Here is a 25,814-nt window from a genome sequence, read left to right on the forward strand (position 1 = left end):
GAGAGAAAGCGAACACCATGCAAAGACGCATCAAGAACGTCCTGGGATTCACGAGCCTGGTAACGGTGGCGCTTCTCGCCGCCGGGTGCTCCGGGGGTGGCGGCGACGCCGCCGGGGGCGGCGGGGGAGGCGAGTCCGAGGTCGAGCTCACCTACATGGCCGACGACGGAACCTGCGCGACCGACCCCATCGAGGGCATCGACTTCGAGTCAGCGCAGGAATTCATCGCGCCGTTCGAGGAGCCCGCGACGTCCATCCTCGCGACCGAGCCGCTGGAGGAGCCGGTGTCACCCGACACGACGGCCGTGTACCTGAACAACGGCACGCCGGTGGCGGCGATCTTCCAGGAGAGTCTTGCGGCTGCGTCCGCGGCGGCCGGGATCACGTTCGTCAACGTCGACACCGGCTCGGACGCTCAGAGCATCAACTCGGCCATGAACTCGGTCGTGGAGATGCAGCCGGACATCGTCTTCGATCAGTCGGTCGACGCGATCTTCTTCCAGGACCAGCTGAAGCAGCTGCAGGATCAGGGCGCCGTGGTGGTTTACGGCGGTCAGCTCAACGCCGAGGAGTTCGGGCTCGTCGATTCTCTGGGCGGCGTGGGCAGTGTCACGGTCAACAGCGACGTGCTCGCGGCCGGGGCCATCACGCTCACCTGCGGCACCGCGACCGAGTTCGTGGCCTACAGCATCCCGGAGCTTCCCTCCTCGGCGCTGCAGAACGTGCGCATCGCGGAGAAGCTCGAGGAGCTCTGCGCCGAGTGCAACCTGCGTATCGTCGACATCTCCATCGCCGACCCGAGCCCGGCCGACAAGATCGTGTCGGACCTGCAGGCGCACCCCGAGACGCAGTTCTTCATCAGCATGGGTGACCAGTTCCAGATCGGGCTGCAGGACAAGGCGGCCCTCGCCGGCATCGAGAACGCCTACGGACTCGGCCAGTCGTCGCTGCCGCCGAACTTCCAGCAGATCGCCGACGGCCAGCAGGTGGCCGGCTACGCGGTGGACTTCGGCCTGTTCATGTGGCTGCAGGTCGATGAGGGCCTGCGCCGGATGCAGGGCATGGATGTGCCCTACCTCGGCGACTGGGTGAACACCGCCCAGACGCTCTCGCACTTCGTGACCATTCGCAACGCCGAGGAGTCCCTCGGCACCGGGTACGTGGCGTACCCGGGCATGGAGGACGAGTTCAAAGCCCTGTGGGGAAAGTAATTCGATGACCGATGTTTCATCCGGACGCGGGGCGGCTTCGGCCGCCCCGCGGCTCCTCCGTATCGACGGCATCATCAAGGACTTCCCGGGCAACCGGGCGCTGGATGAGGTTTCCCTCGACGTCGCCAGCGGCGAGATCGTCGCCGTCGTCGGGCACAACGGGTCGGGCAAATCGACCCTCGTGAAGATCCTCGACGGCGTGTACACCTCGGACGGCGGCACAGTCGAGCTGGCCGAGGTGGACGGACAGCAGACCAACCTCTACGTCATCCACCAGGACCTCGGTCTCGCGAAGGAACTGACGGGGCTGGAGAACCTCGGGATCACCAAGGACAAGGGCATTTCGGCGCTCGCTCCGTTCCGCAGCAAGCGCGAACGCGCGCACGCCCGCGAGCTGATCGGCCGCTTCGGTGAGCCGTTCGACCTCGATGTGCCGATCGGCAGCCTCGCTCCGGCGCAGCGCTCGATCATCGGGATCGCTCGCGCCCTCGACGGCTGGACCCACCCCCGCAACATCCTCATCCTCGATGAGCCCACCGAGGCCCTGCACGCGAGCGAAGTGAAGGTGCTCTTCGAGGCCGTGAAGTCGCTGGCTGCCGCCGGGGCCGGCGTCATCTTCATCTCGCACCGCCTCGACGAGGTGCTGGAGATCGCCGATCGCGTGGTCATCCTGCGCGACGGGGTGAAGGTCGCCGATGAGTCGCGGGTCACGATGGACCACGACCGGCTCGTCTCCTTCGTCACCGGCGTGCCGGTGGGCGAGGCCGAGACGGGTGAGCCGTTCCGCGGCGACCTGGGCGCCGTCGCGCTGGACGTGAGGGGTCTCACCGGCGCGGCGCTGGACGGGGTCGACATCACGATCCACGCCGGCGAGGTCGTCGGCGTCGCCGGGGTGCTCGGCTCCGGCCGCGAAGCGCTGCCCGCCATGCTGTTCGGTTCGATCGACTCGGATGCCGAGACCTTCGCCGTGCAGGGCAAGAACTACCCGCACCGCAACCCGCAAGAGAGCATCCGGCGGGGGATGGGATTCGTGCCGGGCGACCGTGCGCGCTTCGGGTCGGTGCGCCCCATGACCGCGCGGGAGAACGTGACGCTGCCCGAACTCAAATCGCTCACCGGTCCGCTCGGAGCGATCAGCGGCCCCCGCGAGCGCGCACACACGACCGAGCTCATGGCGAAGTACGACGTGAAGCCGCCGCGCGCCGAGCAGATCTTTGCGCAGTTCAGCGGCGGAAATCAGCAGAAGATCGTGTTCGCCAAATGGCTGCGCAACAACCCGGTCGTGCTGCTCCTGGAGGAGCCGACGCAGGGCGTGGACATCGGCGCGAAGCAAGCGATCTACGACGCCATCGACGCCGCAGCGGAAGGAGGAGCGGCCGTTCTGGTCTGCTCCTCCGAGGCCAAGGAGCTCGTCCGGCTGTGCAACCGCGTGCTGGTGCTGCGCGGCGGCAAGGTCGCGGCGGAATTGGCAGGTGATCGGCTGACCGAGACGGCGCTGATCATGGAGGGCTACGGGCTCGTGGGCAAGGGAGAGAAGTGAACAAGACCGAGACGATTCCCGTGGCGGAGGCCACCGGGTCGAACGCCACCGTCACTCGCGGAGGCTGGTGGCGGATGCTGTCCTTCCGCAACATCAGCGCGCTGTACATCTTCATCGTGCTGTTCGCGATCTTCGCGATCATCACCCCGCGGACGTTCCTCACCCCCGGCACCTGGCTCGTCCTCCTGGACGCGCAGTCGATCACGGTGCTCGCGGCCATCGCCGTGCTCATCCCGCTGGTCAACGGCGTCTTCAACCTGGCCATCGGCGCGGAGGTCGGCTTCGCGGTCATCCTCGTCGCTGTCCTCCAGGTGAAGTTCGGCGTGCCGTGGGGCATGGCGATCCCGCTGACGATCGCCGCCGGAGCGCTCATCGGCTTGATCTCCGGCCTCATCATCACCAAGGGCAAGATCGACAGCTTCATCGCCACCCTGGGTATGAGCTCGATCCTCCTGGCCGGCCTGGCGTTCATGTCGGAGAGCCGTCAGATCATCGGGCTCGAGGAGGGCTTCCGCGCCTTCGCCACCGGCGGCCTGCCGCTCTCGCCCGACAACCCGAGCCTGAAGATCACCAACCCGGTGTTCATCATGCTGATCATCGCGCTGATCGTCTGGTACGCCCTGGAGCGCACGCCCTTCGGTCGCCGCATGTACGCCGCCGGCTACAACCCGGACGGCGCGCGCCTGTCGGGTGTGAACGTGGCCCGTCTGCAGATCCTCTCGCTCGTCGCGGGCGGTGTGATCGCCGCTTTCGCCGGTGTGCTGCTGACATCCCGGATCAACGCCGGTGACCCGACGGTCGGTCCCGGCCTGCTCCTGCCCGCGCTGACCGCGGTGTTCCTGGGGTCGACGCAGTTCAAGGGTGGCCGCTTCAACGTGTGGGGCACGGTCATCTCGGTGTACGTGCTCGCCGTCGGCATCAAGGGTCTGCAACTCCTCGGCGCGCAGAACTGGGTCAGCGACCTGTTCAACGGTGTCGCGCTGCTCGCCGCCGTCGGGCTCTCCCGGTGGGAGCGCACCGCCAAGCGTGGCAGCGCCATCCGCCGCGCCCTGCCGTTCCGCAAGCGCGGGGCCTGACGCCGCATCCCTCGGACGCCCCCGCTTCGGCGGGGGCGTCCTTCGTTCCTGCCCCGGGCGGCCGGTGCCGGTCCTGACTCAGGCTGATCCGGGCCGCATGGCCTCCCAGGGCTGGTGGCGCGGGGTGTCGCCGCGTGTGGCCTGAGTTAGGCGCGGCCGAGGCCCGGGCGAGGCCGACGGCCCAGGCCGAGGCGCGCGAACGCGAAGGCCCCCCGCCGAGTGGCGGGGGGCCTTCGCGCAGGACGTGCCGGCTAGAGGAGGTTGCGGCGGGAGACCTCCGCGATGGCGCTCCAGTCCGCATCCTTCAGGTCCGGATCGGCGAGGGCTGCTTCGAACACCTGGATGAGGGCCGGAAGAGTGGCGGGGGTGACGCCGCCGGCGGCGGCCACCTCCGCGGCGAGCCCGAGGTCCTTGCGGCCGAGGGTCATCGAGAAACCGGCGGGGTGGTACTTCTCGTCCGCGATCATCTTGCCGTAGCCGGTGTAGACAACGCCCCCGAAGAGCGTGTTCGACAGGAGCTCGGTGAAGAGCTCCGGCGGCACGCCCACGCGCTCGGTCATCGCGACGGTCTCGCCGATGGCCTGCAGCGCGTGGATGATGTTGTAGTTCACGGCGGCCTTGACGGCGTTGGCCGCCGAGGGCGTCTCGCCCAGCCGCCACACGCGCTTGCCCATGATCTCGAGGTACGGGATCACCGACTCGACGGCGTCCGAGGCGCCGGCTGCGAGGACGTTGAGCTGTCCCGCGGCGGCCACCTCCGGGCGGCCAAGAACGGGGGCCGCGACGTAGCCCACACCGGCGTCCGCGAACGAACGCTCCAGGCGGTCGGCGAGCGACGGGGAGATCGACGCCATGACGACGTGGGTGCAGCCGGATGCTGCCGCCAGCGCGTCCGGATGCAGCACGCTCTCCACCGCCGCGTCGTTCGCGAGCATCGAGAACGACACGTCGGCGGCGAGGGCCTCCTCGACGCTGGCCGCGGATGCCCCCTGCTCGACAAGCGCGGAGACCGCGCCCTCGGACCGGTTCCACGCCTTCACGTCGTGCCCCGCGTCCACCAGGCGCGCGGCCATGCCGCGCCCCATCAACCCGAGGCCCAGGAATCCGACGGTGCTCACGCTTCTCCGCGCCCCCACACCGTGTTCTTGTGCGACTGTGCGTCGCGCTCGAGGTTCAGCGGGCCGTCGATCGTGTAGTAACGGCGGCCGGCGACGATGAGTTCCTCGGCCGGGAACTTCGTGATGACCTCGCACCCGTCAGCGGTCACGACGACCTCTTCCTCGATGCGCGCGGCACCCCACCCGTCGGCCGACGGCCAGTAGGTCTCCAGGGCGAACACGTTGCCCTCCTGCAGCACCTCCGGGTGGTCGAGCGAGGTCAGGCGCGAGAAGATCGGCTTCTCCCAGATCGACAGTCCGACGCCGTGGCCGTACTGCAGGGCGAACGCGGCCTCCTCGTCGGCGAAGCCGAACTCCTGGGCCGTGGGCCACACCTTGACGATGTCGGCCGTGGTGGCGCCGGGCTTCACCAGCGCGATCGCGCGGTCCATGTACTCCCGCGCGCGGGTGTACGCGTCGCGCTGGGCGGAGCTTGCCGAACCCACGGCGAACGTCCGGTAGTAGCACGTGCGGTAGCCGTTCCAGCTGTGCAGGATGTCGAAGAACGCCGGGTCGCCGGGGCGGATGAGGCGGTCGGAGAAGACGTGCGGATGCGGCGAGCAGCGCTCACCGGAGATCGCGTTGACGCCTTCGACGTACTCGGAGCCGAGGTCGTACAGCGTCTTGGCGACGAGTCCGACGGCCTCGTTCTCGCGGACCCCGGGGCGGAGGAACCGGTACAGCTCTTCGTAGGCGGCATCCACCATCGACGCGGCCTGCGTGAGGAGACGGATCTCGTCATGCGTCTTGATGCGCCGGGCCTCCATGAAGATCTGCTGGCCGTCGACGACCTGGATGCCCTCCTTCTGGAGGGCGAACAGGATCGGGAGCTCGATGACGTCGACGCCCAGGGGCTGATCGGCGAGGCCGAACTTCTCCAGTTCGCGCTTGATCTTCTTGGCCACGCCCTCGGCGATCCCCGCGTCGGGCGGGAAGGCCCCGCGCAGCGTCGAAATGCCGGCGCGCGCTCCCGACTCCATGCGCGGGCGCTTGGCGCCCTCGTGGGGAGCGTTCGGGTTCGCGTCCATCTCGGCGGTGGTCGTGTCGAGCCACGGGTTGTAGAGCTTGTGGTGCTTGGCGGCGGAACCGAAGTCCCACACGATGGGGTCGGTGTTGCGCGTGAGGAGCGAGAAGCGGATGAGCTTGTCCATCGCCCACGTGCCGATGTGGGTGGCGCTCATGTAGCGGATGTTGGAGAAGTCGAAGGCCAGCACCGCGCCGAGGGAGGACGCATCCAGCTGCGCCTTCAGGCGTGCCAGGCGCTCATCCCGGAGGCGGTCGAAATCGACCCGCTGCTCCCAGTCGACGCCGTTGGTCCCGGTGGTCCCCGTGCTCTTCATCGAGTTCTCCTTCGTCGCGGATGATCGCGGATGGTCGCGGTAACGCTGAACGCGCGTGAAGTACAGCTTAACACCGGGGGCCCGCCGAGCCCAGAGAGGGGTGTGCACGCTGCGGGATCCCGCACACCGCTGCGGAGCCCATCGGCTGGCGCTGGACACCCCCGGCAAGCAGCCGATCTACAATGACGGCAGCGCGCTCGCTACGGCGGGCGAACGCGACGACGGAAGGCGGCATCATGCCGGAGAGGCTCGGCGAACGCATCCGCGCGGCCCGCACCGAACGAGGGCTGAGCCTGCGCAGTGTCGCGCAAGCCCTGGGTGTCTCGGCGAGCCTCATCTCCCAGGTGGAGATCGGCAAGACCCAGCCGTCCGTCTCCACCCTCTATGCCCTGGCCAGCCACCTCGGCGTCTCGCTCGACGATCTCCTCGGCATCCCCTCGACGCGCGAACCCGAGAGCCCGATGTTCGGCCACGCCGGTCCGCCCCTTCCGGATGTGCAGCGCGCGGCGGACAACGCGGTGATCGAGATGGAGAACGGCGTGCGGTGGGAGCGGCTGGCGGCCGGCGCGGGCGGACCCGCCGACGCGCTCCTCGTCACCTACGCACCCGGCGCCAGCAGCTCCGTCGAGGGCAAGCTCATGCGCCACGCCGGTGTCGAGTACGCGTATCTGCTCGAGGGGGAGCTGACCCTGCACCTCGATTTCGAGACGTATGTGCTCCGCCCCGGAGACTCGCTGCAGTTCGACTCCGTGCGACCGCACCTGTACTCGAACCGCTCCGACGCCGTCGCCAAGGGCGTCTGGTTCGTCGTCGGGCGTCGTCAGCAGAACCGTTCACTGCCGGATGCGCCGGCCTCCGGGAACGACGCGACCGCCGAGCCGGGGGCACCGGCGTCGGCGGTCGACGTGCTGCGTGCGATGGACGAATTGGCCTGAGTCAGCGACGGCCGTGGCGCGCGGGACGCGCTTCGGTGGCCCACGGGTCGACGAGCGACTTGATCTGCGTCGACCGGCCCTCGAAGAGCGGGGTCAGGGCGAGGTCGGCGACATCTGCCAGCGGGATGACCTCGCCGGCGATGTCCGACCAGTCCTCACGTGTCCCGAGCAGGCGCACCGCCTCCGGGAAGTCGTCCGCGAAGACATGCGCCACCGTGCCGATGATGGTGTACTCGCGCAGCGTCCACGTGCCGAGGGGGAGCGCCGGCTCGCCCCGCTGGATGCCGACGGGGACGATGGTGGAACCGGGCATGGCCGCCTCCAGCACGGAGGCGAGACCCGGTGCCGATCCGCTGACTTCGAAGAAGACGTCGGGGTCCATGCCGAGTTCGGCGAGCTTTTCGGTCAGGCTCATCGAGCCCGACAGCAGCCCCGCGGTGGCACCGAGTCGCTGAGCGAGGTCGAGGCGTTCCTGGTTCAGGTCGACCGCGAGAACGCGCGCCCCCGTGGCGGCGGCGGCCACGGTGATGAACGTCCCGATTCCGCCGGCGCCGACGATGACCGCATCCTGACCCGCTCGCAGGCCGCTGCGCCGCACCGCGTGGACCGCGATGGCCAGGGGCTGGGCCAGGGCGAGGGTGTCGGTGGTCAGTCCGGTGTCGGAGACGTCGAGCAGAATGCTCGCGGGCGCCACGACGTATCCGGCGAGCCCGCCGTCGAAGGCGAAGCCGAGCGTCTTGTACGAGCGGCACAGGTTCGTGCGGCCGGACCGGCACGGCTTGCATTCCCCGCATGCGATGCCGGCGCCGCACACCACGGTCGCGCCGACGGGAAGACCCTCGACGCCTTCGCCGAGCGTCTCGACCGTGCCGACGAACTCGTGCCCGAGGGCGACCGGCGGCTCGGCGAGCACGAGGTGCCGGCCGAACTCGGTCGCGTCGCTGCCGCACACGCCGCACGCGCTGATCCGCACCAGCACCTCACCCGGACCCGGCGTGGGGACGGGCTTGGACTCGACCCGCAGATCGCCGACTCCGTGCAGGACCGCAGCCTGCATGTCGGTCATCGGAAGGAGCCCTCGTCGATCGGGAGCTGGACGGCGGCGCGCTCGGCGAGCATCCACCCGATGAACTTCTCGTACACCGCGAGGTGGTCGGGGTGGTCGAGGTAGGCGTCCAGACCCTCCTGGTCATCCAGGATCGCGGCGACTCCATAGTCGGAACCGGCCGGGCGCAGGTGCAGATTGGGGCCGGCGGTGTACGAGCGGATCGCGGGAATCCCCTCCGCCATGGCCATGAGGGCGTCCGTGAGCGCCGATACGTCGGCCTCGGTGACTTCTTCTTTCCACCGGAAGGCGGCGATGTGCAGGATCATGGGCGTCCCGTTCCTTCTCTCCATCGAGCTGTTCAGCGCAGATTTACATTCTGTGGCGTCGCGCCGCGCAGATCCAGCGTAGCGCCGAATCGGTCGAACGGCTGTTGTAAAGTGAGGCTGTCCAGCGTGGGAAGGAGTCGGCATGAGCCGTCCACGAATCGCCGTGCTCGGAGCCGGGGCGAATGGAGCCTCTGTCGGGGCCGACCTCATCGCCGCCGGGCACGATGTCACCCTCATCGAGCAGTGGCCGGTACACGTCGAGGCGATGCGCGCCGACGGCGTGCACGTGCTCTCGCCCGACGGTGACCTCCATGTCCGGCCGCATGTGATCAACCTGTGCGAAGTGGCCGAGCTGACGCAGCCGTTCGACATCGTGCTGATGCTGATGAAGGCGTACGACTCGCCGTGGGCCGCTCGACTGGTCGCCCCCTACCTGGCTGATGACGGCCTGATGGTGGGTGTGCAGAACGGGATGACCGCGCGCACGGTGGAAGAGGCGGTCGGGAGCGCTCGCACCATGGGCGCGGTCATCGAGTGCTCTGCGACCATGAGCGAACCGGGGGTCGTGCATCGCCACACCCCGGTTTCGCGCTCCTGGTTCGCCGTCGGTGCCCTGCCCGGCGGTCCGGCTGATCGTGCGGGGGAGATCGCCGACCTGCTGCGGCACGCGGGCACCGTGGCGATGATGGAGAACATCGAAGCGGCCAAGTGGATGAAGCTGGTCAGCAACTCGACGCTCCTGGTGACGTCCGCGGTCCTCGGCCTGCCGATGCTGGATGCCCTGAACACTCCGGGGTACCGGGAGGTCATGGTCGCCGCCGGGAACGAAGCCCTCGAGGTGGGCAGGGCGCTGGGTCACCCCGTCCTTCCGATCTTCGGATTGACCCCCGAGGAGGTCGCCGACCCCGCCACGGTCGTGGACATCATGACCGACAAGCTCTTCGCGGGCTTCGTCGTGCCCGGCGCGACGACGACCGTGCTGCAGGACTGGACGAAGGGCCGGCACTCCGAGGTCGATGACTTGAACGGCCACGTCGCCGCAGAGGGACGGCGGCTGGGGATCGCGACCCCCGTGAACGACGCCGTCGTGCGCCTCGCCCACCGCATCGAGCGGGAAGGCCTCCAGCCTGATCCGAGCCTGCTCGCGGAGATGCTCGGCGCAGCACGGTGACGACCCGTCGCGGTGCGCTCGTGGCCACTGCCGCGGCGCTGGCCGCCGGCGCGGCGGTGTCGGTGCAGACCTCCATCAACGGGCACACCAGCGTGATCGTGGGATCGCCGGTCCTGGCGACCGCGATCAACCACGGCAGCGCGCTCGCGCTCGCTCTCATCGTGGCGCTCGCCCTGGGCGCGTTCCCCCGGGCGGCCCGCTCGCTGCGGCGGCGACGGAGCGAGGTCCGGTGGTGGTGGTTCCTCGGGGGCGTGATGGGGTTCGCCGCCGTCCTCGCGATCATCGCCGTCACCCCGGACGTAGGGGTCGTCGCGGTGGGCGTCGCCGTGACGCTCGGCCAGCTCGCCGGTTCCATCGCGGCCGACTCGTGGAGCCTCGGTCCGGGTGGCAAACGGGCGCTGAGCCCGTTCCGCCTGGGCGGAATCGGGGTGGCCGTCGTGGCTGTCGCGGTGGGCGCCTTCGGGCGGTTCGAGATCGGCAACCTCTTCGTCATCGTGATCGTCGTCGTCGCCGGGGCGATCATCGCCATCCAGCAGGCAGCCAACGCGTGGATCATCGAGGTGACGGGGGAGTTCTCCGTCATGTCCGTCATCAACTTCGGTGTCTCGGCGCTGTTCATCGGCACCGCTCTGCTGGTGTCGATGGCGGTCGAACCGCTCGACTTCGGCGCCATCCCGTGGTGGGCGCCCCTGGGCGGGGCACTCGGCGCTGTGATCGGCGTCGCCTCCGCGCTCGCCGTCCGCGCCATCGGGGTGCTCAGCCTGATGCTGTGCATCGCGGCCGGGCAGGCTCTCGGGTCCATCGCGGTGGACTTCCTGGCACCGGTGGATGCTGTCGGCCTCACCCCCGCGTCGGTGATCGCTGCCGCGCTGGCCGTGGCCGCGGTGGGTCTGGCGGGTCTCGGATCGCTCTCGCGGCGCGCCCCGCAGGTCGGTACGTCGCGGATGGGCGCGGCCACCCCCGACCCGCTTCCCTGATCCCCGAGGAGCTCGACATGCCGATACCCACCGTCGCCGCCGTCGCGTATGAGGGTGTTTCGGAGTTCTCGGTCGAGACCGTGCAACTGCGCGACCCCGGGACCGCCGATGTGGTCGTCGAGCTGGCCGCCAGCGCCTTCTGCTACAGCGACTGGATCTCCCTACGAGGGGATGCGGGGCTCGCCGAGGGCGGGCTGTACCCCGCCGTGCTCGGGCATGCGGCGGTCGGGACGATCACGCACGCCGGCGCAGAAGCGCGCCACCGGCCCGGAACCCGCGTGCTGATCACGGCCACCCCGGAATGCGGGCGGTGCTTCTGGTGCACCCGCGGGCGTATCGACCAGTGCGCCGAGCTGTTCGCGCCCGCTCCCGCGATCGGAACGCTCGAGGACGGCCGGACGGTACGAGGCCCCGGTGCCGCGGCGACCTACGCGGAGTGCACGGTGATCCGCGACATCCAGGTCTTCCCCACCGACAGCGACCTGCCGGATGAGTGGCTGGCGATGTTCGGATGCGGCGTCGTGTCGGGCATGGGCGCCGTGGTCAACGTGGCGCGGGTGGCGCCGGGCGAGTCGGTGGTCGTGATCGGATGCGGGCAGGTCGGGCTGTGGATGGTGCAGGCCGCGCGCGCGGTGGGCGCCGGCGAGATCATCGCCGTCGAGCCTCTCGCGGAGCGGCGGGAACTGGCGGCACGCCTGGGTGCGACCCTCACCCTCGATCCCGCGACGGATGACGTCGCCGAGCGGGTGCGCGCAGCCACCGGTGGGCGCGGAGCCGACCACGGACTGGACGCGGGCGGCACGACCGCATCGGTGCGGGACGCCTTCGCCCTCTCCCGGCTGGGAGGGATCGTGACGCTGACCTCGTACGTGACCCGTCACACGTCGGTCGATTTCCCGCTGTTCGACCTGGCGCTCCGGGGCCGTGATGTGCGCAGCTCGCAGAGCGGTCGGCTGGACATGACGCGTGACATGGCGCAGTTCCTGCCGTGGATGGCCGACGGCCGCGTCGACCCGCAGGCGCTGATCGGCGGCATCCGGCCCCTGTCCGCGATGGCCGATACGCTCGCCGCATCCCGCGACCGTCGCGAACTCACACCGATCGTCACCCCGTAGGGGCGCGGCGGGTTGCCCCGCTCGGCAGCGGCGCCTCAGTACTGCTCGGGAAGCCGCGGCCGGTAGGGCGCGGTGAGCCGCGCGATCTCGCTGTCATCCAGCACGAGGTCAAGGGCGGCGACCGCATCCCGCAGGTGACGCTCGTCGGTGGCGCCCACGATCGGTGCCGTGACCGCGGGCTGCTGCCGCAGCCACGCGAGCGCCACGTGCGCCATCGGCACGTCGCGTTCGGCCGCGATGGCCTGCACCTCGTCGACGATTGCGTGGTCGGAGTCGACCGCCTGCCGATAGTTGGCTTGGGCGACGAGGTCGGTCTCCGTGCGGCGGGTCTCGGCCCCCCACGGCCGGGTGAGCTTGCCCCGGGCGAGCGGGCTCCACGGCACGACCCCGACGCCGGCGTGCGCGCAGTAGGGGAGCAGGTCGCGCTCATCCTCGCGGTAGATGAGACTGTACTGGTTCTGCATCGAGATGAAGGGCGCGAGGCCGAGCTCGCGCTGCCGCTCACGCGCCTCCACGAACTGCCACGTGCGCATCGAGGAAGCGCCGAGGTACAGCGCCTTGCCGGCCCGCACCACGTCGTCGAGGGCGACCAGCGTCTCCTCCAGCGGCACGTCCGGATCGAAACGGTGGATCTGGAGCAGGTCGACGCGGTCGGTGCCGAGCCGCCGGAGGCTCGCATCGACCTCCTGCACGATGGCCTTCCGCGACAGTCCGCGACGGTTGGGGCCGGAGCCCATGACGCCGTGCACCTTCGTCGCCAGCACGATCTCGTCGCGGTTCGCCATGTCGCGGAGCGCCCGACCGAGGATCTCCTCGCCCGAGCCGTCGGAGTACACGTTCGCGGTGTCGAAGAACGTCAGGCCGAGCTCGAGGGCATGCGCGATGAGTTCGCGGCTGCGTTCCTCGGGGAGCGTCCACGGGTGCGTTCCGCGCTCCGGCTCTCCGAAGCTCATCGAGCCGACCGCGAGGGGTGACACTTCGAGGCCGCTGCGTCCCAGCCGTACGTAGTCCATGCCGTCCAGTATGCCTGTCCGACAATCCGCAGTCGACCCGCCCGCGCACTCCCCGCGCTCTCCCCGAGAAACGACGATCCGGACGAGAAACGGCGCAGCGCGTCCCGTCTCGTCCGGATCGTCGTTTCTCGCGGGCGGGGGCGGGCGGGCGGGCGGGGTCAGGCGTCGCGGCGGGCGCCGGGGGAGGGGCGCACGGTGAACGTGCGGGGGGCGCGGAAGCCCGCGGCCGCGAAGGCGTCGGCGACGGCGGATGCGGCGGCATCGACGCGATCGGAATCGAGCAGGGCGATCGCGGCGCCGCCGAAGCCGCCGCCGGTCATCCGGGCACCCAGGGCGCCGGCAACCAGAGCTGTCTCCACCGCGAGGTCGAGTTCGGGAACGGAGATCTCGAAGTCGTCGCGCATGGAGACGTGGGATGCGGTCAGCAGGTCGCCGATCGCCCGCGGGCCCTCAGCATCCAGCGTGGCGACCGTGTCGAGTACCCGCTGGTTCTCGGTCACGATGTGCCGGACCCGCCGGAAGGTCACATCGTCCATGAGTTCCTGCGCGCGCGGCAGGTCGGCCACCGTCACGTCGCGCAACGCCGGAACGCCCATCGCACGTGCCCCGGCCTCGCACGACTCGCGGCGCTCGCGGTATCCGCCGGAGGAATGCGCGTGGGTGACGAGCGTGTCGATCACGAGGATCTCCAGCCCCTCGCGGGCGAACGCCAGGTCGACCGAGCGGGTCTCGAGCGTGCGACAGTCCAGGAAGGTCGCCGCATCGGCCTCGCCGAGCATCGACGCCATCTGGTCCATGATGCCCGTGGGCGCCCCGACCGCGTCGTTCTCGGCGGTGCGCCCCACGCTCGCGAGGGCGACGCGGCTGAGGCCCCCCGCCCATACGTCGTCGAGGGCGCAGGCGACCGCGCTCTCGATGGCAGCGGATGACGAGAGGCCGGCGCCCACCGGGACGTCGGAGGCGATCGCCATGTCGACGCCACGGGGCTTTGCGGACGGGGCCGCAGCGCGCAGCGCCCACGCGACGCCGAGCGGATAGGCAGCCCAGTCCAGATCGCCGCCGGCGATGGCGTCGTCCAGGTCGGCGAGGGGAACCTCGGCGACGCCCTCGGTGAAGGTCGTGGAGACGCGCACCAGGTCGTCCTCACGCAGGGCCACGGCGGCCGAGGTGCGGTGCTCGATCGCGAACGGCAGCACGAACCCCTCGTTGTAGTCGGTGTGCTCGCCGATGAGATTGACCCGGCCCGGCGCCGACCATTCCCCGGCCGAGGCGCGATCGGTGATCGAGGCGAGCAGGTCGGATGCGGCGGTCATGCGAGCTCCTCGGGGACGGTCGCGAGGGCCTCGCGCAGCCGCGCGGCCTGGGTCTCGGGCGGGATGTCGGCGATCCACGCACCCATGGCCGACTCCGACCCGGCGAGATACTTCAGCTTGTCCGCGGCCCGGCGGGGCGAGGTGAGCTGCAAATGGAGGCGGACGGCATCGCGGCCGGCGCGCACGGGCGCCTGGTGCCACGCCGCGATGTAGGGCGTGGGGGAGCCGTACAGCGCATCGATCGCACGCAGCAGCCGCAGATAGAGGGGTGCGAGTTCCTCGCGCTCAGCCTCGTCGGTGGCGGCAAAGTCGGGCACGTGCCGGTGCGGGACCAGGTGCACCTCGATCGGCCAGCGCGCGGCGAACGGCACGAATGCCGTCCAGTGCTCGCCCGACATCACGACACGGTCGGAGTCCGACTCGAAATCCAGGATGCGCGCGAACAGGTCGCTCGACGTGCGCGCCGCAGCATCCAGCATCCGCTGCGTCCGCGGCGTGACGTAGGGGTAGGCGTAGATCTGGCCGTGCGGATGCGCCAGCGTGACGCCGATCGCCTCACCGCGGTTCTCGAACGGGAAGACCTGCTCCACGCCCGGAAGCGCCGAGAGTGCGGCGGTGCGGTCGGCCCACGCCTCGATCACGGTACGGGCGCGGGTGCGGGTGAGCGTGCCGAACGAGCCGGAGTGCTCGGGACTGAAGCACACGACCTCGCACCGCCCGACCGACGTGCGCGAGCGTCCGAGACCGAGGGATGTCAGGTCGTCGAGCCCTCGGGGTGGGTCGTCGCCTTCGGGTGCGTCGCCGGTCGCCCGGGCGAGCGCGGGCCCGAAGGACGGCGAGCGGTTCTCGAAGACCGCGACGTCGTACCGGTCGGGGATCTCCGACGGATTGGTCGGCGTCTGCGGCGCGAGCGGGTCGAGGTGCGCAGGGGGGAGGAACGCGCGGTTCTGGCGCGCGGCGGCGATCGAGATCCAGTCGCCGGTGAGCACGTCCTGCCGCATGGTCGCCGTGCCCGGGCGCGGGTCGAGTACACGCGCGTCGATCGAGCGATCCGGCCCGAGGCCCGTACCGGGATCGTCGTAGTAGATGAGCTCGCGGCCGTCGGCGAGCCGTGTGGGACGCTTGACGACTCCGGCGCCGAGCGTCGTCTCCGCCAGGGCAGATGTGTTCACGTTATGACGCTAGCCGCCGGGCATGTTATCGTCAACACGTCTCGTGAGAGCACCGAGGGGGTGCGGATGCCGGTTTCCATGGCCGATGTCGCCGCCCACGCGGGCGTCTCAGCGCAGACCGTATCGCGGGTCGTGAACGGCAGCCCGCGCGTGGACCCGTCCACGCGCGCCCGCGTCGAGTCGGCCATGGCGACGCTCGGGTACCGGATGCATCGCGCCGCGCGGGCTCTGCGCACGGGCCGCACCCGCACGATCGGCCTCGTCGTCTCCTCCCTCGCGTCGGTCGGAAACTCTCGGATGCTGGAGGCGATCGCCGAGGTCGCCGCTCAGCGCGACTACGCCTTGACCGTTGTGACGCTCGCCGCCGCACGGACGGTGTCCGACGCATTCGCCCTCCTTCGCGACCAGGGCGCGGACGGGGCGATCGTCCTCAACGAGGCCACGACACTGCTGCGGGAGTCCGACCCCGCCGCGGGGCTGTGCGTGGTCGTGGTCGATTCGCCGCAGGACGACCGGTTCGCCGTCGTCCAGACCGACCACGCCGACGGGGCCCGGATCGCCGTCCGGCACCTTCTCGGGCAAGGGCATGGCACGGTGCACCATCTCGCCGGTCCCGCGGATTCCTACGCCGCCGCCGAGCGGGAGCGCGGGTGGCGTGCCGAGCTGGTGGCGGCCGGGAAAGGCGCTCCGCCGGTGGTGCGGGGCGACTGGACCTCGGCTTCCGGCTACGCGGTGGGGGCCGACTTCACCGACGCGACCGCGGTGTTCGTCGCGAACGATCAGATGGCTCTCGGTGCGCTCCGCGCGTTCGCGGACGCCGGACGCCGCATCCCGGAAGACATCGCCGTGGTGGGTTTCGATGACGTCGTGGATGCCGCGCAATACCGCCCCCCGCTGACCACCGTGCGGCAGGACTTCGACGTCCTCGGGAAGCGCGCGGTCGACGCACTGGTGGCGATGATCGAGGACGGCGCTGCGCCCGGCGCGACCAGCATCCCCCCGGAACTCGTGGTGCGGGCGAGTTCAGCTCCGGGGTGACGCCGGCGCGAAGCGGCCCTATTCGTGTTGGTGACCCAGCTCGGGCTCCGCGACGAAGCGCGCGACCGGCTCGGAGAAGCCCTCGAGCTCGAGCACGACCAGCTCGTTCACGCCCGCGCGCGCGACCGGAGCGGGGACGTACAGCGTGCGCTGCGGGCCGTTGCGCCAGTATCGGCCGAGGAAGAAGCCGTTGACGAAGGCGTAGCCCTTGCCCCACGCAGCCACGTCGAGGAAAAGGTCGGTGGGGGTGTCGAGCGTGAATGTGCCGCGCCATCCCGCCCGGCCCGATCCGTCGCCGGGGGCCGCGTGCAAGACCTGCCGCACGGCGGCGACGAGATCGACCGGCGTGGCTCGCCACCCCGTCACCGGCGCAGCGTCAAGGGTCACCGGGCCGTGGATCCCCTTCTCCTCGCCGAGCCGGGGACCGTAGTTCACCCGCCCCTGATCCTCCACGACGATGGTGAGTGTCCGACCCCGTGGCACCCTGATCGAACGCTCATGGAGAGCGCGCGACAGCCGGCCGGCAGGTGCGTCGTCCACCGCCACCCACGCCATGTCCCGTACTTCACCGATGCTGAGCGTGCCGGCATCCCCGGCGAACGCGCCGTCGGCGAGCGTCACGTCGTAGCGAACGAGGGGGCCGAGCTGCCCGAGGCTCTCGAACGACGCCGGGGCATCGGTGAGGGCGGCGGATGCGGCGGACGCCCACTCGCCGGTGGCGGTCAGCGGCATGGTGAGCACGGGTGCGGCGGGCCGTGACGGGGGGACCTCGTCGGGCACCGGTGCGTACTTCGCGAGAACCTCACGGAACGCAAAGAACTTCTCCGTCGGGTAGCCGGCCTCATCGACGGGCGCGTCGTAGTCGTAGGAGGTGACCGTGGGCGCATACCGGCCCTTGTCGTTCGCGCCGTTGGTTGTGGCGAAGTTCGTCCCCCCGTGCACCATGTACACGCTCACGGAGGCGCCCGCCGCCAGCAGCGCATCGAGCTCGGCGGCCGAGGCGGCAGCATCCGTCGTGTGATGCACGCCTCCCCACCAGTCGAACCAGCCGTCCCAGAACTCCGAGCACATGAGCGGCCCGGTCTGCTGATGAGCGCGCAGAGTGGCGAGCCGCTCGTCCACCCGAGAACCGAACGACCCGGTGGCCAAGAGCTCAGGCAGGCTGCCGTCGCGCAGCATGTCGGGTTCGGGCTGGTCGACGGTCGTCAGCGGCACGGTGATGCTGCACTCCCGGGTCAGATCGACCAGAGTGCGAAGGTACTCTTTGTCGCTGCCGTACGCGCCGTATTCGTTCTCGATCTGCACCAGCACGACCGGGCCGCCACGGTCGATCTGCCGCGGCGCGACGATGTCGTAAACGCGTCGCAGGTAGGTCGTCACCTCGTCGAGATACCGCGGATCGGACCGCCGCACACCGATGCCCGGCATCCCGGTGAGCCAGACCGGAAGTCCCCCGTTGTGCCATTCGGCGCAGATGTAGGGACCGGGCCGCACGATCGCGTGCATGCCCTCCGCTGCGATCAGGTCGAGGAACCGTCCGAGGTCGTTCCACCCCGTCGCATCCCACTCGCCGTGCACCGGTTCATGGGCATTCCACGCCACGTATGTCTCGATGGTGTTGAGCCCCATCAGTCGCGCGGTGTGGATGCGGTCTTCCCACGCGTCCGGATGCACGCGGAAGTAGTGCAGCGCTCCGGAGAGGATGCGGTGCGGGGCGCCGTCGAGCAGGAAGTCGGTGTCGCCGAGAGTGAAGGTGGTCACGGTGCCTTTCGGTTCGGGGTGCGGGGCGAGCCGGCGGCCCGCCCCGCACGAGGCGTCACTCGACAGTGAAGCCCTGGTCGTTGCCGTACTGGATCAGCTGCTCCTGCCAGGCGGCGAGCCCTTCGTTCAGGTCGCTGTGATTCGCGTAGGCCTGCCCGACGGTGTCGCCGTAGATGCTGTTGGCGTACACCTGGTAGGGCAGGTAGCTCCATCCCTCGCGCACGTCGCCGGCGGCGGCGGTGAGGACCTCGTTGATCTTCTGCCCCCCGAAGTACTCCGACTCCAGGCTCAGGAAGTCCTCCGACTCCAGCTGTCCGACGGTGGAGGGGAACCCGCCGCTCTCGGCGAAGATGGCCAGGCTCTCGTCGTCGTTGTTGAGCCACTTCAGGAACGCCGCAGCCAACGCCGGGTTCTTGCTCTGCTTCGTCACCGCCTGTCCGCCGCCGCCGTTCTCGGCACTGACGGCGGTGCCGTCGTACGTGGGGATCGGCGCGACACGCCAGTCGCCCGCAGCATCCGGAACCGACGATTCGAGAACACCGGGCATCCATGCGCCGGTGATGAGTGTTGCGATCGAGCCGTCACCGAGGCCCTGGTACCACTCGTCGGTCCAGCCGGGGGTGTCGGAGAGCAGATCGTTCTCGACGAGCTGGTTCCACGTGTCGGCCCACTTCTTCGACCCCTCGTCGGCGATGTCGATCGTCACGTCGGTCCCGTCCACCTCGAAGGGGTGACCGCCGGCCTGCCAGATCATGCTGGTGGTGAAGCCCGCGTCGCCGGTGTCGGAGGTGATGTGCTTCGTCGGGTCGGCCGCCGTGAGCTGCTGCGCGGTGGCGATGTACTCGTCCCACGTGGCGGGCACGGTCAGGCCGAACTGGTCGAAGACGGCCTGGTTGTAGAAGAGCGCCATGGGGCCCGAGTCCTGGGGAAGGCCGTAGATCTTGCCGTCGAAGTCCACCGACCCCCACGTCGATGCGGTGTAGTCGTCTTCCAGCTCGTCGAACCCATACGGCGCCAGATCGAGCAGGGCGTCCGTCAGAGCGAACTGCGGGAAGGCGTAGTACTCGATCTGCACGACATCGGGGGCACCGGAGCCCGCCTTGATGGCATTCTGCAGCTTCGTGTATTCCTCGGTGTTGGTGCCCGCGTTGACGAGGTTGACGGTGACCTCCGGGTACGCCTTCTCGAACGCCGCGACCTGTGCCTCCGCCGACGGCGTCCACGACCAGTACGTGATCTCACCGCCCTGAAGCCGTCCCAGAACTTCGCATCCGTGAAGGCGGCGATGTAGTTGTCGAAGCCGACGAAGGCGTTGCCGCCGATCAGCTGCTCGCGGAAGACGCTGAGATACAACGAGTACGCGAGCGGAGCGAGGAACACCAGCGCGAAAACGACGGCGAACGGTGCGACGAACAACCAGCCGCGATCGTCGACGCGCAGGCGTCGGCGGCGGGGTGAACTGCCGGTGCTCGCGCGTGTCACCGTGGGGGGTGCCGCCGTGGTCGTCATCGCACCGAAGCCTCTTCCCTGAGCAGGCCACGCAGCGGAGCGCGGCCGATGTTTACGTCAACATACGCGCGGTCACGCTAACATGTCAACGTCAACATCCCAGGGGGCGCGCGTGACGGATACCGACACACCCGACTCTGCTGCGCGCGCGCGACCGCGTCGCGAAGTCTCGATGGCCGACGTCGCAGAAGCGGCAGGCGTCTCGGGGCAGACGGTCTCGCGAGTGGCGAACGATCGCGCCAACGTCGATCCGGTGACGCGCTCGCGCGTGCTCGAAGCCATGGAACGGTTGGGGTATCGGCCCAACAGCGCCGCGAGGGCACTGCGGTCGGGGCGCTTCCGCAGCATCGGTGTCATCATGTTCTCGCTCGCCAGCTACGGCAACAGCCGGACGCTGGATGCAGTGGCGTCGGTCGCGGCGGCAGCCGGCTACTCGATCACGCTGATCACCGTCGACACAGCGACGCAGTCCGACGTCTCCGGGGCGTTCGTGCGGCTGCGAGAGCACGCCGTGGACGGTGTCGTCATCCTCATCGAACGCCACCGCCTGGGTGAGGCGGAACTCGCGCTGCCCTCCGGGCTTCCGGTCGTGGTGGTCGACTCCAGCGCCACGTACGCGTATCCCGTCGTCGACAACGACCAGGCGCTGGGCGCGCGGTTGGCTACCGAGCATCTCCTCGACCTCGGGCACGCGACGGTGTGGCATGTCTCCGGTCCCCTGGAGTCGTTCGCAGCCGAGCGGCGGCGACAAGCCTGGCGGGAAACTCTCGAAGCCCGCGGATCCTCCGTGCCAGAGGTGGAGGTGGGGGATTGGACGGCCGATTCCGGCCACCGGATCGGGCGACGCCTCGCTGGGGTGGCGGAAGCGACCGCCGTGTTCGCCGCCAACGACCAGATGGCGCTCGGAGTCGTGCGCGCGCTGCACGAGGCCGGTCGGGCGATACCCGCGGAGGTGAGCGTCGTCGGGTTCGACGACATGCCCGAGGCGGCCAACTACTGGCCACCGCTCACCACCGTGCGCCAGCACTTCGACCGCGTCGGAGCAGGGGCGATCCGAGCCCTCCTGGCCGAGCTGGACGGACAGCCCCCGGAAGATGAGCGCACGCTGATCCCCACGGAACTCGTGGTGCGGGCGAGCTCCGGGCGCCGCGCGGTCTGAGGCGCCGCATCCCGCATAGCATCGAGGCCATGACGCGCGTCGTCCTCGCACCGGACAGCTTCAAGGGCACGGTGCCGGCAGCCACTGCGGCGCAGGTTCTGGGGGAGGGCTGGCGCAGCGCACGTCCGCACGACGACCTCGTGCTCCGGCCGATGGCCGACGGCGGGGAGGGCACGATCGACGCGATCGCGACGGCCGTTCCTGGCGCCGAACGCATCCCCGTCACCGTTTCCGGCCCGGATGGATCGCCGGTGCTCGCATCCTGGCTCCTCCTTCCGCCCACGCGCGACGCCCCTCTGGGCACCGCCGTCGTCGAGCTCGCCTCGACCTCGGGGATCGAGCTGCTCGGTGACCGGCGCCTCCCCGAGACGGCATCAACCCTCGGCTTCGGTCAGGCCGTGGCCGCCGCACTCACGACGGGGGTTTCGCGCCTCGTGCTGGGGATCGGGTCCAGCGCCTCGACGGACGGTGGGGTCGGGCTGCTCACGGCGCTGGGTGCGCGATTCCGGGATGCCGCGGGCTCGGAGATCCTCGCGGGGGTCGCCGGGCTCGGAGTCGTCGCGAGCGCTGACCCCTCAGGCCTCCGGCCGCTGCCGCCGGGCGGAGTCGTCGTCCTCACTGATGTGACCAATCCGCTCCTCGGCGCTTCCGGGGCCGCCGCGGTCTTCGGCCCGCAGAAGGGCCTCGACGCCGACGGGATCGCGCGCGCCGAGGCGGGGCTCGCCCGGCTCGCCGCGCTCATCCCGTCCATCGACCCGGAACTGCCGGGTGCCGGTGCCGCCGGGGGCACCGGATGGGCACTCGCCGCGTGGGGCGCGCGCCTGGTGCCCGGCGCCCGCGAGGTGGCGGAGCTCATCGGGCTGCCCGCGGCCGCCGCATCCGCCGACGCGGTCGTCACCGGGGAAGGCTCCTACGACGTGCAGTCCGCCGCCGGCAAGGTACCCGCGTATGTCGCCGGCCTCGTGCCCTCGCGAAACGTGGGTCTCGTCGCGGGACGCATCGCGCCGGATGCCGACACCGCGGTGTTCGCCGCATCCGTCTCGCTCACCGACCTGGCCGGATCATCCACGGCCGCGATGGGCGACCCGCTTCGCTGGCTCCGCGAGGCCGGGAGCCGCCTCGCCCGCACCCTGCTGCCCTGACCCGGCGCCGCCGCCGAGCCGCCTCATCCGCCGAGTGCACGGGTTCCTGCCGATCGCACGGCTTCTCGGCGCAGGTAGGCCGTTCGTTCGATAGGAAGTCGTGCACTCGCGTGGCGCGCCTCGCGTGGCGCGCGGGCTAGGCGTCGCCGAGCGCGGCGGAGACCACCGCGCGGGCCTCGGCCTGCACCTCGCGGAGGTGCTCCTCACCCCGGAGGCTCTCGGCGTAGAGCTTGTACACGTCCTCCGTGCCCGAGGGGCGGGCAGCGAACCACGCATCGGCGGTCTGCACCTTGAGCCCGCCGATCGCCGCGCCGTTGCCGGGGGCGTGCGAGAGCTTGGCCGTGATCGGCTCGCCCGCGAGCTCGGTCGCTGTCACCGCATCCGGCGACAGCTTCGCCAGCTGAGCCTTCTGCGCGGGGGTCGCCGGAGCATCGACGCGCTGGTAGGCGGATGCCCCGAATTCGGCCTCCAGCTCGGCATAACGCTGCGAGGGGGTCTTCCCCGTCACCGCGAGGATCTCCGCCGCCAGCAGGCACAGGAGGATCCCGTCCTTGTCGGTCGTCCACACCGAGCCGTCGGTCCGCAGGAACGAGGCGCCCGCGGACTCTTCGCCGCCGAAGGCGACCGAGCCATCGAGCAGCCCCGGCACGAACCACTTGAACCCGACCGGCACCTCGAGGAGCGTCCGGCCGAGGGATGCGGCGACCTTGTCGATGATCATCGACGAGACGAGCGTCTTCCCCACCGCAGCATCCGCGGGCCAGCCCGGCCGGTGTGCGAAGAGGTAGTCGATCGCGACGGCGAGATAGTGGTTCGGGTTCATGAGCCCGGCGTCGGGCGTCACGATGCCGTGGCGGTCGGCGTCGGCGTCGTTGCCGGTGAGGATGTCGTACTCGTCCCGGCGCGCGACGAGCGAAGCCATCGCGGAGGGCGACGAAGGGTCCATCCGGATCTTCTCGTCCCAGTCCAGCGTCATGAACCGCCACGTCGGGTCGACGTCGGGGTTCACGACGGTGAGGTCGAGCTCGTACACCTCGGCGATGAGCGACCAGTACTCCACGGATGCGCCGCCCAGGGGGTCAGCGCCTATCCTCACCCCGGCGCGCTTGATGGCGTCGATGTCGATGATGGTCGCGAGATCGCGCACGTAGGCGTCGCGGAAGTCGTACTCGCCGAGGGTTCCCGCGTCGAGGTCGGCGTACCGGGTGCGCCGCACCCCGTCCAGCCCCGCGGCGATGAGCTCGTTCGCGCGGTCCGCGATCCAGCCGGTGGCATCGGTGTCGGCGGGGCCGCCGTGCGGGGGGTTGTACTTGAAGCCCCCGTCGCGGGGCGGGTTGTGGCTCGGGGTGACGACGATGCCGTCCGAGCGGCCGGGGTCATCGAGCGCCCGGCCCCGGTTGTAGGTGAGGATGGCGTGGCTCAGGGCGGGCGTCGGCACCCACGAGTCGCGCGCATCCACCCGCACGTCCACGTCGTTGGCGACGAGCACCTCGATCGCGGTGCGCTCCGCCGGGAGAGACAGTCCGTGCGTGTCGCGGCCGAGGAACAGGGGACCGGTGATGCCCTGCGCCGCTCGGTAGTCGATGATGGCCTGCGTGGTGGCGAGGATGTGGTCTTCGTTGAAGCTCGTCGACAGCGACGAGCCGCGGTGGCCGCTCGTGCCGAAGGCGACGCGTTGCTCGGGGATCGACGCATCCGGTTTGCGGTCGTAATACGCCGCGATCAGCTCGTCGATGTCGATGAGATCGGATGCTTCGGCGGGAAGTCCTGCGCGACTGCTCATGGCACCAGTCTGCCGCGCGGTCGCCTCTGGCGGCACTGGTTTGACACGATCCGTCGGCTTCTGTCAGGCGGCACGCACGCGCCGAGCGAGAAACGACATCCCGGGCGAGACAGGACGCGTCGCGCCGTTTCTCGTCCGGAACGTCGTTTCTCGGCGAGCGCGCGGGGCGAGCGGACGCGGCGAGCGGGCGGGACGGCATAGCGGGCGGGTCTAGGCTGATCGCCGTGACGCCCGAGCACGAGAACCCGCCTGCCCGTCGTACGTACAGCTACCTGGGTCCGGCGGGAACCTTCACCGAGGCAGCCCTCGCGCAGGTGCCCGAAGCCCGCGACCAGATCTGGCGCTCGGTGCGCAACGTCGGAGAAGCGCTCGCCGACGTGGTCGAGGGGCGGTCGGATGCGGCGATGATCGCGATCGAGAACTCCGTCGACGGCGGGGTCTCCACCGCGCAGGATGCGCTGGCGACGATGCCGGGCCTTCGCATCGTGGGGGAGTACCTCGTGCCGGTGAACTTCGTGCTCGTCGGCCGGCCGGGAACGCGCATGGAAGACGTGTCGCTCGTCGCGGCGCATCCCGTGGCCTACGCACAGTGCCTGCAGTGGCTCACCGCGACCCTCCCCGCCCACGCGCACATCCCCGCGGCCAGCAACATCGCCAGCGCGCTGGGGATGCTGGATGGCAGCTCCGATGCGGATGCGGCGATCGCCGCGCCCGGCATCATCGCGCACCACGACCTCGCCGTCCTGGCAGAGGGGATCGGCGACAACCCGAACGCCGTGACGCGGTTCGTCCTGGTCAGCCGCACGGTGGCACCGGCTCCGCCGACGGGCGCGGACAAGACGTCCCTCATCGTGGAGCTGCCCGAAGACCACCCGGGCGCCCTCCTCGAGCTGCTCGAGCAGTTCGCCACCCGCGGCATCAACCTGAGCCTGCTCGCGTCGAGGCCCATCGGCGACGCCCTCGGGCGATACCGCTTCGTCATCGACGCCGACGGGCACATTCAGGACGAGCGGATGGCGGACGCCCTCCTCGGTCTCCGCCGCTTCAGCCCGAAGGTTATCTACCTCGGGTCGTACGCGCGCGCCGACCGAGCGATCGTCCGCTATCCCCCGCGCTACTCCGACGACGTGTTCGTCGAGGCGCGGGACTGGGTGCGCGGCCTGGTCAGTGGGGAGCCCGGCGTCTGATGCCGGAGGTCCTGCGCTACGCAGCCTTCACCGACCCCGATCGGCCGGGCGGCGGCAACCCCGCGGGTGTGGTGCTGGATGCGGACGATTTCGGCCCGTCCGAGATGCAGCGCATAGCGGCCGAGGTCGGGTTCAGCGAGACCGCTTTCCTCAGCCAGGACGGCAGCATCCGGTTCTTCTCGCCTCTGGCGGAAGTGCCCTTCTGCGGACATGCGACGATCGCCACCGCCGTGGCGCTCGCCGCGCGCGACGGCGCCGGGCCGCTGACTTTCCGCACGCCCGTCGGTGACGTGCCGCTGGAGACCTCGCCCGGAACGGACGGGGTGCTCCGGGCGGCGTTCACGAGCGTCGAGCCGCGCGTCGAGGAGTTCGACCCGGCCGTGCTCGCCTCCCTGCTCGAACTCCTCGGGATGCGGGAGGAAGACCTCGATCCGTCCTTTCCGCCCCGTATCGCCTACGCGGGCAACCGCAATCCGGTCCTGGTGCTGCGGGACGCGGGCGTCTTCGACGCGTTCACGTTCGACCCGTCCGCGGGGCGGGCGATGATGGATGCGGAGGGGTGGTCAGGCACCGTGACGGTGATGCTCCGCGTGGCCGACACGGCCTGGGAGGCGCGCAACCTCTTCCCGGTGGGCGACATCACCGAGGATCCGGCGACCGGCTCGGCCGCGGCATCCTTCGGGGGCTACCTTCGGGCGCTGGGCGCGGTGGAGACGCCCGCGCGGATCGTGATCCGGCAGGGCCGGCACGTGGGGCGGCCGAGCCTGCTGATCGCTGACATCCCCGACGCCGGCGGCATCACCGTGTCCGGTACGGCCTCCCCGCTCTGACGCCTCGATCG

22 protein-coding genes are annotated in these 25,814 nt (G+C 70.3%); 12 read left to right on the forward strand and 10 right to left on the reverse strand.

Features of this window, described 5'->3' with window-relative positions; translation table 11 throughout:
* Nucleotides 1-17: 17 nt before the first annotated feature.
* Genes AC4FS1_RS13885 through AC4FS1_RS13895 form a run of 3 tightly spaced genes read left to right on the forward strand, consistent with a single transcriptional unit; the run spans nucleotide 18 to nucleotide 3,827 of the window.
* The gene (locus AC4FS1_RS13885; RefSeq protein ID WP_491156090.1) at nucleotides 18-1,211 is read left to right on the forward strand and encodes a hypothetical protein; all 1,194 of its coding nucleotides are present in this window, start codon (nucleotides 18-20) and stop codon (nucleotides 1,209-1,211) included.
* Between the two features lie 4 nt (nucleotides 1,212-1,215).
* Complete coding sequence (locus AC4FS1_RS13890) at nucleotides 1,216-2,751, forward strand: sugar ABC transporter ATP-binding protein (protein ID WP_491156092.1); 1,536 nt, start codon at nucleotides 1,216-1,218, stop codon at nucleotides 2,749-2,751.
* Entirely contained in the window at nucleotides 2,748-3,827 is a 1,080-nt protein-coding gene (locus AC4FS1_RS13895) for an ABC transporter permease (protein ID WP_491156093.1), read from the forward strand. Before AC4FS1_RS13890 ends, AC4FS1_RS13895 begins: the two co-directional genes overlap by 4 nt.
* Nucleotides 3,828-4,078: 251 nt before the next feature.
* On the opposite strand, the gene AC4FS1_RS13900 is transcribed toward AC4FS1_RS13895, so the two are convergent.
* Both AC4FS1_RS13900 and AC4FS1_RS13905 read right to left on the reverse strand, forming a co-directional pair.
* Complete coding sequence (locus AC4FS1_RS13900) at nucleotides 4,079-4,945, reverse strand: NAD(P)-dependent oxidoreductase (protein ID WP_491156095.1); 867 nt, start codon at nucleotides 4,943-4,945, stop codon at nucleotides 4,079-4,081.
* Nucleotides 4,942-6,324 carry a M24 family metallopeptidase gene (locus tag AC4FS1_RS13905; protein WP_491156097.1) on the reverse strand — a complete coding sequence of 461 codons (1,383 nt, stop codon included), beginning with the start codon at nucleotides 6,322-6,324 and terminating at the stop codon, nucleotides 4,942-4,944. Before AC4FS1_RS13905 ends, AC4FS1_RS13900 begins: the two co-directional genes overlap by 4 nt.
* Before the next feature lie 236 nt (nucleotides 6,325-6,560).
* Here AC4FS1_RS13905 and AC4FS1_RS13910 point away from each other — a divergent pair, with 236 nt between their 5' ends.
* Entirely contained in the window at nucleotides 6,561-7,259 is a 699-nt protein-coding gene (locus tag AC4FS1_RS13910) for a helix-turn-helix domain-containing protein (protein ID WP_491156099.1), read from the forward strand.
* Nucleotide 7,260: 1 nt separating this feature from the next.
* On the opposite strand, the gene AC4FS1_RS13915 is transcribed toward AC4FS1_RS13910, so the two are convergent.
* Both AC4FS1_RS13915 and AC4FS1_RS13920 read right to left on the reverse strand, forming a co-directional pair.
* A complete protein-coding gene (locus AC4FS1_RS13915) occupies nucleotides 7,261-8,325 on the reverse strand; it encodes a zinc-dependent alcohol dehydrogenase (protein ID WP_491156100.1) in 1,065 nt (354 codons plus the stop codon).
* Nucleotides 8,322-8,633 (reverse strand): Dabb family protein, encoded by a 312-nt coding sequence (locus AC4FS1_RS13920; protein WP_491156101.1) that lies wholly within the window; start codon nucleotides 8,631-8,633, stop codon nucleotides 8,322-8,324. Before AC4FS1_RS13920 ends, AC4FS1_RS13915 begins: the two co-directional genes overlap by 4 nt.
* Nucleotides 8,634-8,775: 142 nt before the next feature.
* Here AC4FS1_RS13920 and AC4FS1_RS13925 point away from each other — a divergent pair, with 142 nt between their 5' ends.
* From AC4FS1_RS13925 to AC4FS1_RS13935, 3 genes are read left to right on the forward strand one after another with little or no spacing between them, the layout of a single operon-like run.
* A complete protein-coding gene (locus AC4FS1_RS13925; RefSeq protein WP_491156102.1) occupies nucleotides 8,776-9,804 on the forward strand; it encodes a ketopantoate reductase family protein in 1,029 nt (342 codons plus the stop codon).
* On the forward strand, nucleotides 9,801-10,781 hold the full coding sequence (locus tag AC4FS1_RS13930) for a DMT family transporter (RefSeq protein WP_491156104.1): 981 nt from the start codon (nucleotides 9,801-9,803) through the stop codon (nucleotides 10,779-10,781). The genes AC4FS1_RS13925 and AC4FS1_RS13930 overlap by 4 nt, the downstream gene beginning before the upstream one ends.
* Before the next feature lie 17 nt (nucleotides 10,782-10,798).
* Nucleotides 10,799-11,896 carry a zinc-binding dehydrogenase gene (locus tag AC4FS1_RS13935; RefSeq protein WP_491156105.1) on the forward strand — a complete coding sequence of 366 codons (1,098 nt, stop codon included), beginning with the start codon at nucleotides 10,799-10,801 and terminating at the stop codon, nucleotides 11,894-11,896.
* 35 nt (nucleotides 11,897-11,931) lie between these two features.
* Here AC4FS1_RS13935 and AC4FS1_RS13940 read toward each other — a convergent pair whose 3' ends face one another.
* From AC4FS1_RS13940 to galT, 3 genes are all read right to left on the reverse strand, one after another.
* Nucleotides 11,932-12,909 (reverse strand): aldo/keto reductase, encoded by a 978-nt coding sequence (locus AC4FS1_RS13940; RefSeq protein WP_491156107.1) that lies wholly within the window; start codon nucleotides 12,907-12,909, stop codon nucleotides 11,932-11,934.
* Nucleotides 12,910-13,067: 158 nt separating this feature from the next.
* Nucleotides 13,068-14,222: a galactokinase gene (galK, locus tag AC4FS1_RS13945; RefSeq protein WP_491156109.1), complete on the reverse strand. Its 1,155-nt coding sequence runs from the start codon at nucleotides 14,220-14,222 to the stop codon at nucleotides 13,068-13,070.
* A complete protein-coding gene (gene galT / locus AC4FS1_RS13950; protein WP_491156110.1) occupies nucleotides 14,219-15,394 on the reverse strand; it encodes a galactose-1-phosphate uridylyltransferase in 1,176 nt (391 codons plus the stop codon). Before galT ends, galK begins: the two co-directional genes overlap by 4 nt.
* A 66-nt stretch (nucleotides 15,395-15,460) precedes the next feature.
* Here galT and AC4FS1_RS13955 point away from each other — a divergent pair, with 66 nt between their 5' ends.
* Nucleotides 15,461-16,432: a LacI family DNA-binding transcriptional regulator gene (locus AC4FS1_RS13955; protein WP_491156112.1), complete on the forward strand. Its 972-nt coding sequence runs from the start codon at nucleotides 15,461-15,463 to the stop codon at nucleotides 16,430-16,432.
* Between the two features lie 18 nt (nucleotides 16,433-16,450).
* Here AC4FS1_RS13955 and AC4FS1_RS13960 read toward each other — a convergent pair whose 3' ends face one another.
* Both AC4FS1_RS13960 and AC4FS1_RS13965 read right to left on the reverse strand, forming a co-directional pair.
* A complete protein-coding gene (locus AC4FS1_RS13960) occupies nucleotides 16,451-18,193 on the reverse strand; it encodes a glycoside hydrolase family 35 protein (RefSeq protein ID WP_491156114.1) in 1,743 nt (580 codons plus the stop codon).
* A 55-nt stretch (nucleotides 18,194-18,248) separates the two neighbouring features.
* Nucleotides 18,249-19,733, reverse strand: coding sequence for an ABC transporter substrate-binding protein (locus AC4FS1_RS13965; RefSeq protein WP_491156115.1), 1,485 nt, complete (start codon nucleotides 19,731-19,733; stop codon nucleotides 18,249-18,251).
* 141 nt (nucleotides 19,734-19,874) lie between these two features.
* On the opposite strand from AC4FS1_RS13965, the gene AC4FS1_RS13970 reads away from it, so the two are divergent.
* Nucleotides 19,875-20,861, forward strand: a complete 987-nt coding sequence (locus AC4FS1_RS13970) for a LacI family DNA-binding transcriptional regulator (RefSeq protein WP_491156773.1) — start codon at nucleotides 19,875-19,877, stop codon at nucleotides 20,859-20,861.
* A gap of 29 nt (nucleotides 20,862-20,890) precedes the next feature.
* Nucleotides 20,891-22,003 (forward strand): glycerate kinase, encoded by a 1,113-nt coding sequence (locus AC4FS1_RS13975; RefSeq protein WP_491156117.1) that lies wholly within the window; start codon nucleotides 20,891-20,893, stop codon nucleotides 22,001-22,003.
* A 136-nt stretch (nucleotides 22,004-22,139) separates the two neighbouring features.
* Here AC4FS1_RS13975 and pgm read toward each other — a convergent pair whose 3' ends face one another.
* A complete protein-coding gene (pgm, locus tag AC4FS1_RS13980; protein ID WP_491156119.1) occupies nucleotides 22,140-23,786 on the reverse strand; it encodes a phosphoglucomutase (alpha-D-glucose-1,6-bisphosphate-dependent) in 1,647 nt (548 codons plus the stop codon).
* 224 nt (nucleotides 23,787-24,010) lie between these two features.
* Between pgm and pheA the strand changes: the two genes are divergently transcribed.
* Nucleotides 24,011-24,973 carry a prephenate dehydratase gene (gene pheA / locus AC4FS1_RS13985; RefSeq protein ID WP_491156121.1) on the forward strand — a complete coding sequence of 321 codons (963 nt, stop codon included), beginning with the start codon at nucleotides 24,011-24,013 and terminating at the stop codon, nucleotides 24,971-24,973.
* Nucleotides 24,973-25,803: a PhzF family phenazine biosynthesis protein gene (locus tag AC4FS1_RS13990; protein WP_491156123.1), complete on the forward strand. Its 831-nt coding sequence runs from the start codon at nucleotides 24,973-24,975 to the stop codon at nucleotides 25,801-25,803. Before pheA ends, AC4FS1_RS13990 begins: the two co-directional genes overlap by 1 nt.
* Nucleotides 25,804-25,814 lie beyond the last annotated feature (11 nt).

It is taken from the genome of Microbacterium sp. Z12_35 (assembly GCF_058310475.1).

What these genes read in the sequence shown, in the direction of transcription:
- AC4FS1_RS13885 (WP_491156090.1), top strand. Translation starts at nt 18, where the DNA reads ATGCAAAGACGCATCAAGAACGTCCTGGGATTCACGAGCCTGGTAACG.
- AC4FS1_RS13890 (WP_491156092.1), top strand. Translation starts at nt 1,216, where the DNA reads ATGACCGATGTTTCATCCGGACGCGGGGCGGCTTCGGCCGCCCCGCGG.
- AC4FS1_RS13905 (WP_491156097.1), bottom strand. Translation starts at nt 6,324, where the DNA reads ATGAAGAGCACGGGGACCACCGGGACCAACGGCGTCGACTGGGAGCAG.
- AC4FS1_RS13910 (WP_491156099.1), top strand. Translation starts at nt 6,561, where the DNA reads ATGCCGGAGAGGCTCGGCGAACGCATCCGCGCGGCCCGCACCGAACGA.
- AC4FS1_RS13915 (WP_491156100.1), bottom strand. Translation starts at nt 8,325, where the DNA reads ATGACCGACATGCAGGCTGCGGTCCTGCACGGAGTCGGCGATCTGCGG.
- AC4FS1_RS13920 (WP_491156101.1), bottom strand. Translation starts at nt 8,633, where the DNA reads ATGATCCTGCACATCGCCGCCTTCCGGTGGAAAGAAGAAGTCACCGAG.
- AC4FS1_RS13925 (WP_491156102.1), top strand. Translation starts at nt 8,776, where the DNA reads ATGAGCCGTCCACGAATCGCCGTGCTCGGAGCCGGGGCGAATGGAGCC.
- AC4FS1_RS13935 (WP_491156105.1), top strand. Translation starts at nt 10,799, where the DNA reads ATGCCGATACCCACCGTCGCCGCCGTCGCGTATGAGGGTGTTTCGGAG.
- AC4FS1_RS13940 (WP_491156107.1), bottom strand. Translation starts at nt 12,909, where the DNA reads ATGGACTACGTACGGCTGGGACGCAGCGGCCTCGAAGTGTCACCCCTC.
- galK (WP_491156109.1), bottom strand. Translation starts at nt 14,222, where the DNA reads ATGACCGCCGCATCCGACCTGCTCGCCTCGATCACCGATCGCGCCTCG.
- AC4FS1_RS13955 (WP_491156112.1), top strand. Translation starts at nt 15,461, where the DNA reads ATGCCGGTTTCCATGGCCGATGTCGCCGCCCACGCGGGCGTCTCAGCG.
- AC4FS1_RS13970 (WP_491156773.1), top strand. Translation starts at nt 19,875, where the DNA reads ATGGCCGACGTCGCAGAAGCGGCAGGCGTCTCGGGGCAGACGGTCTCG.
- AC4FS1_RS13975 (WP_491156117.1), top strand. Translation starts at nt 20,891, where the DNA reads ATGACGCGCGTCGTCCTCGCACCGGACAGCTTCAAGGGCACGGTGCCG.
- pgm (WP_491156119.1), bottom strand. Translation starts at nt 23,786, where the DNA reads ATGAGCAGTCGCGCAGGACTTCCCGCCGAAGCATCCGATCTCATCGAC.
- AC4FS1_RS13990 (WP_491156123.1), top strand. Translation starts at nt 24,973, where the DNA reads ATGCCGGAGGTCCTGCGCTACGCAGCCTTCACCGACCCCGATCGGCCG.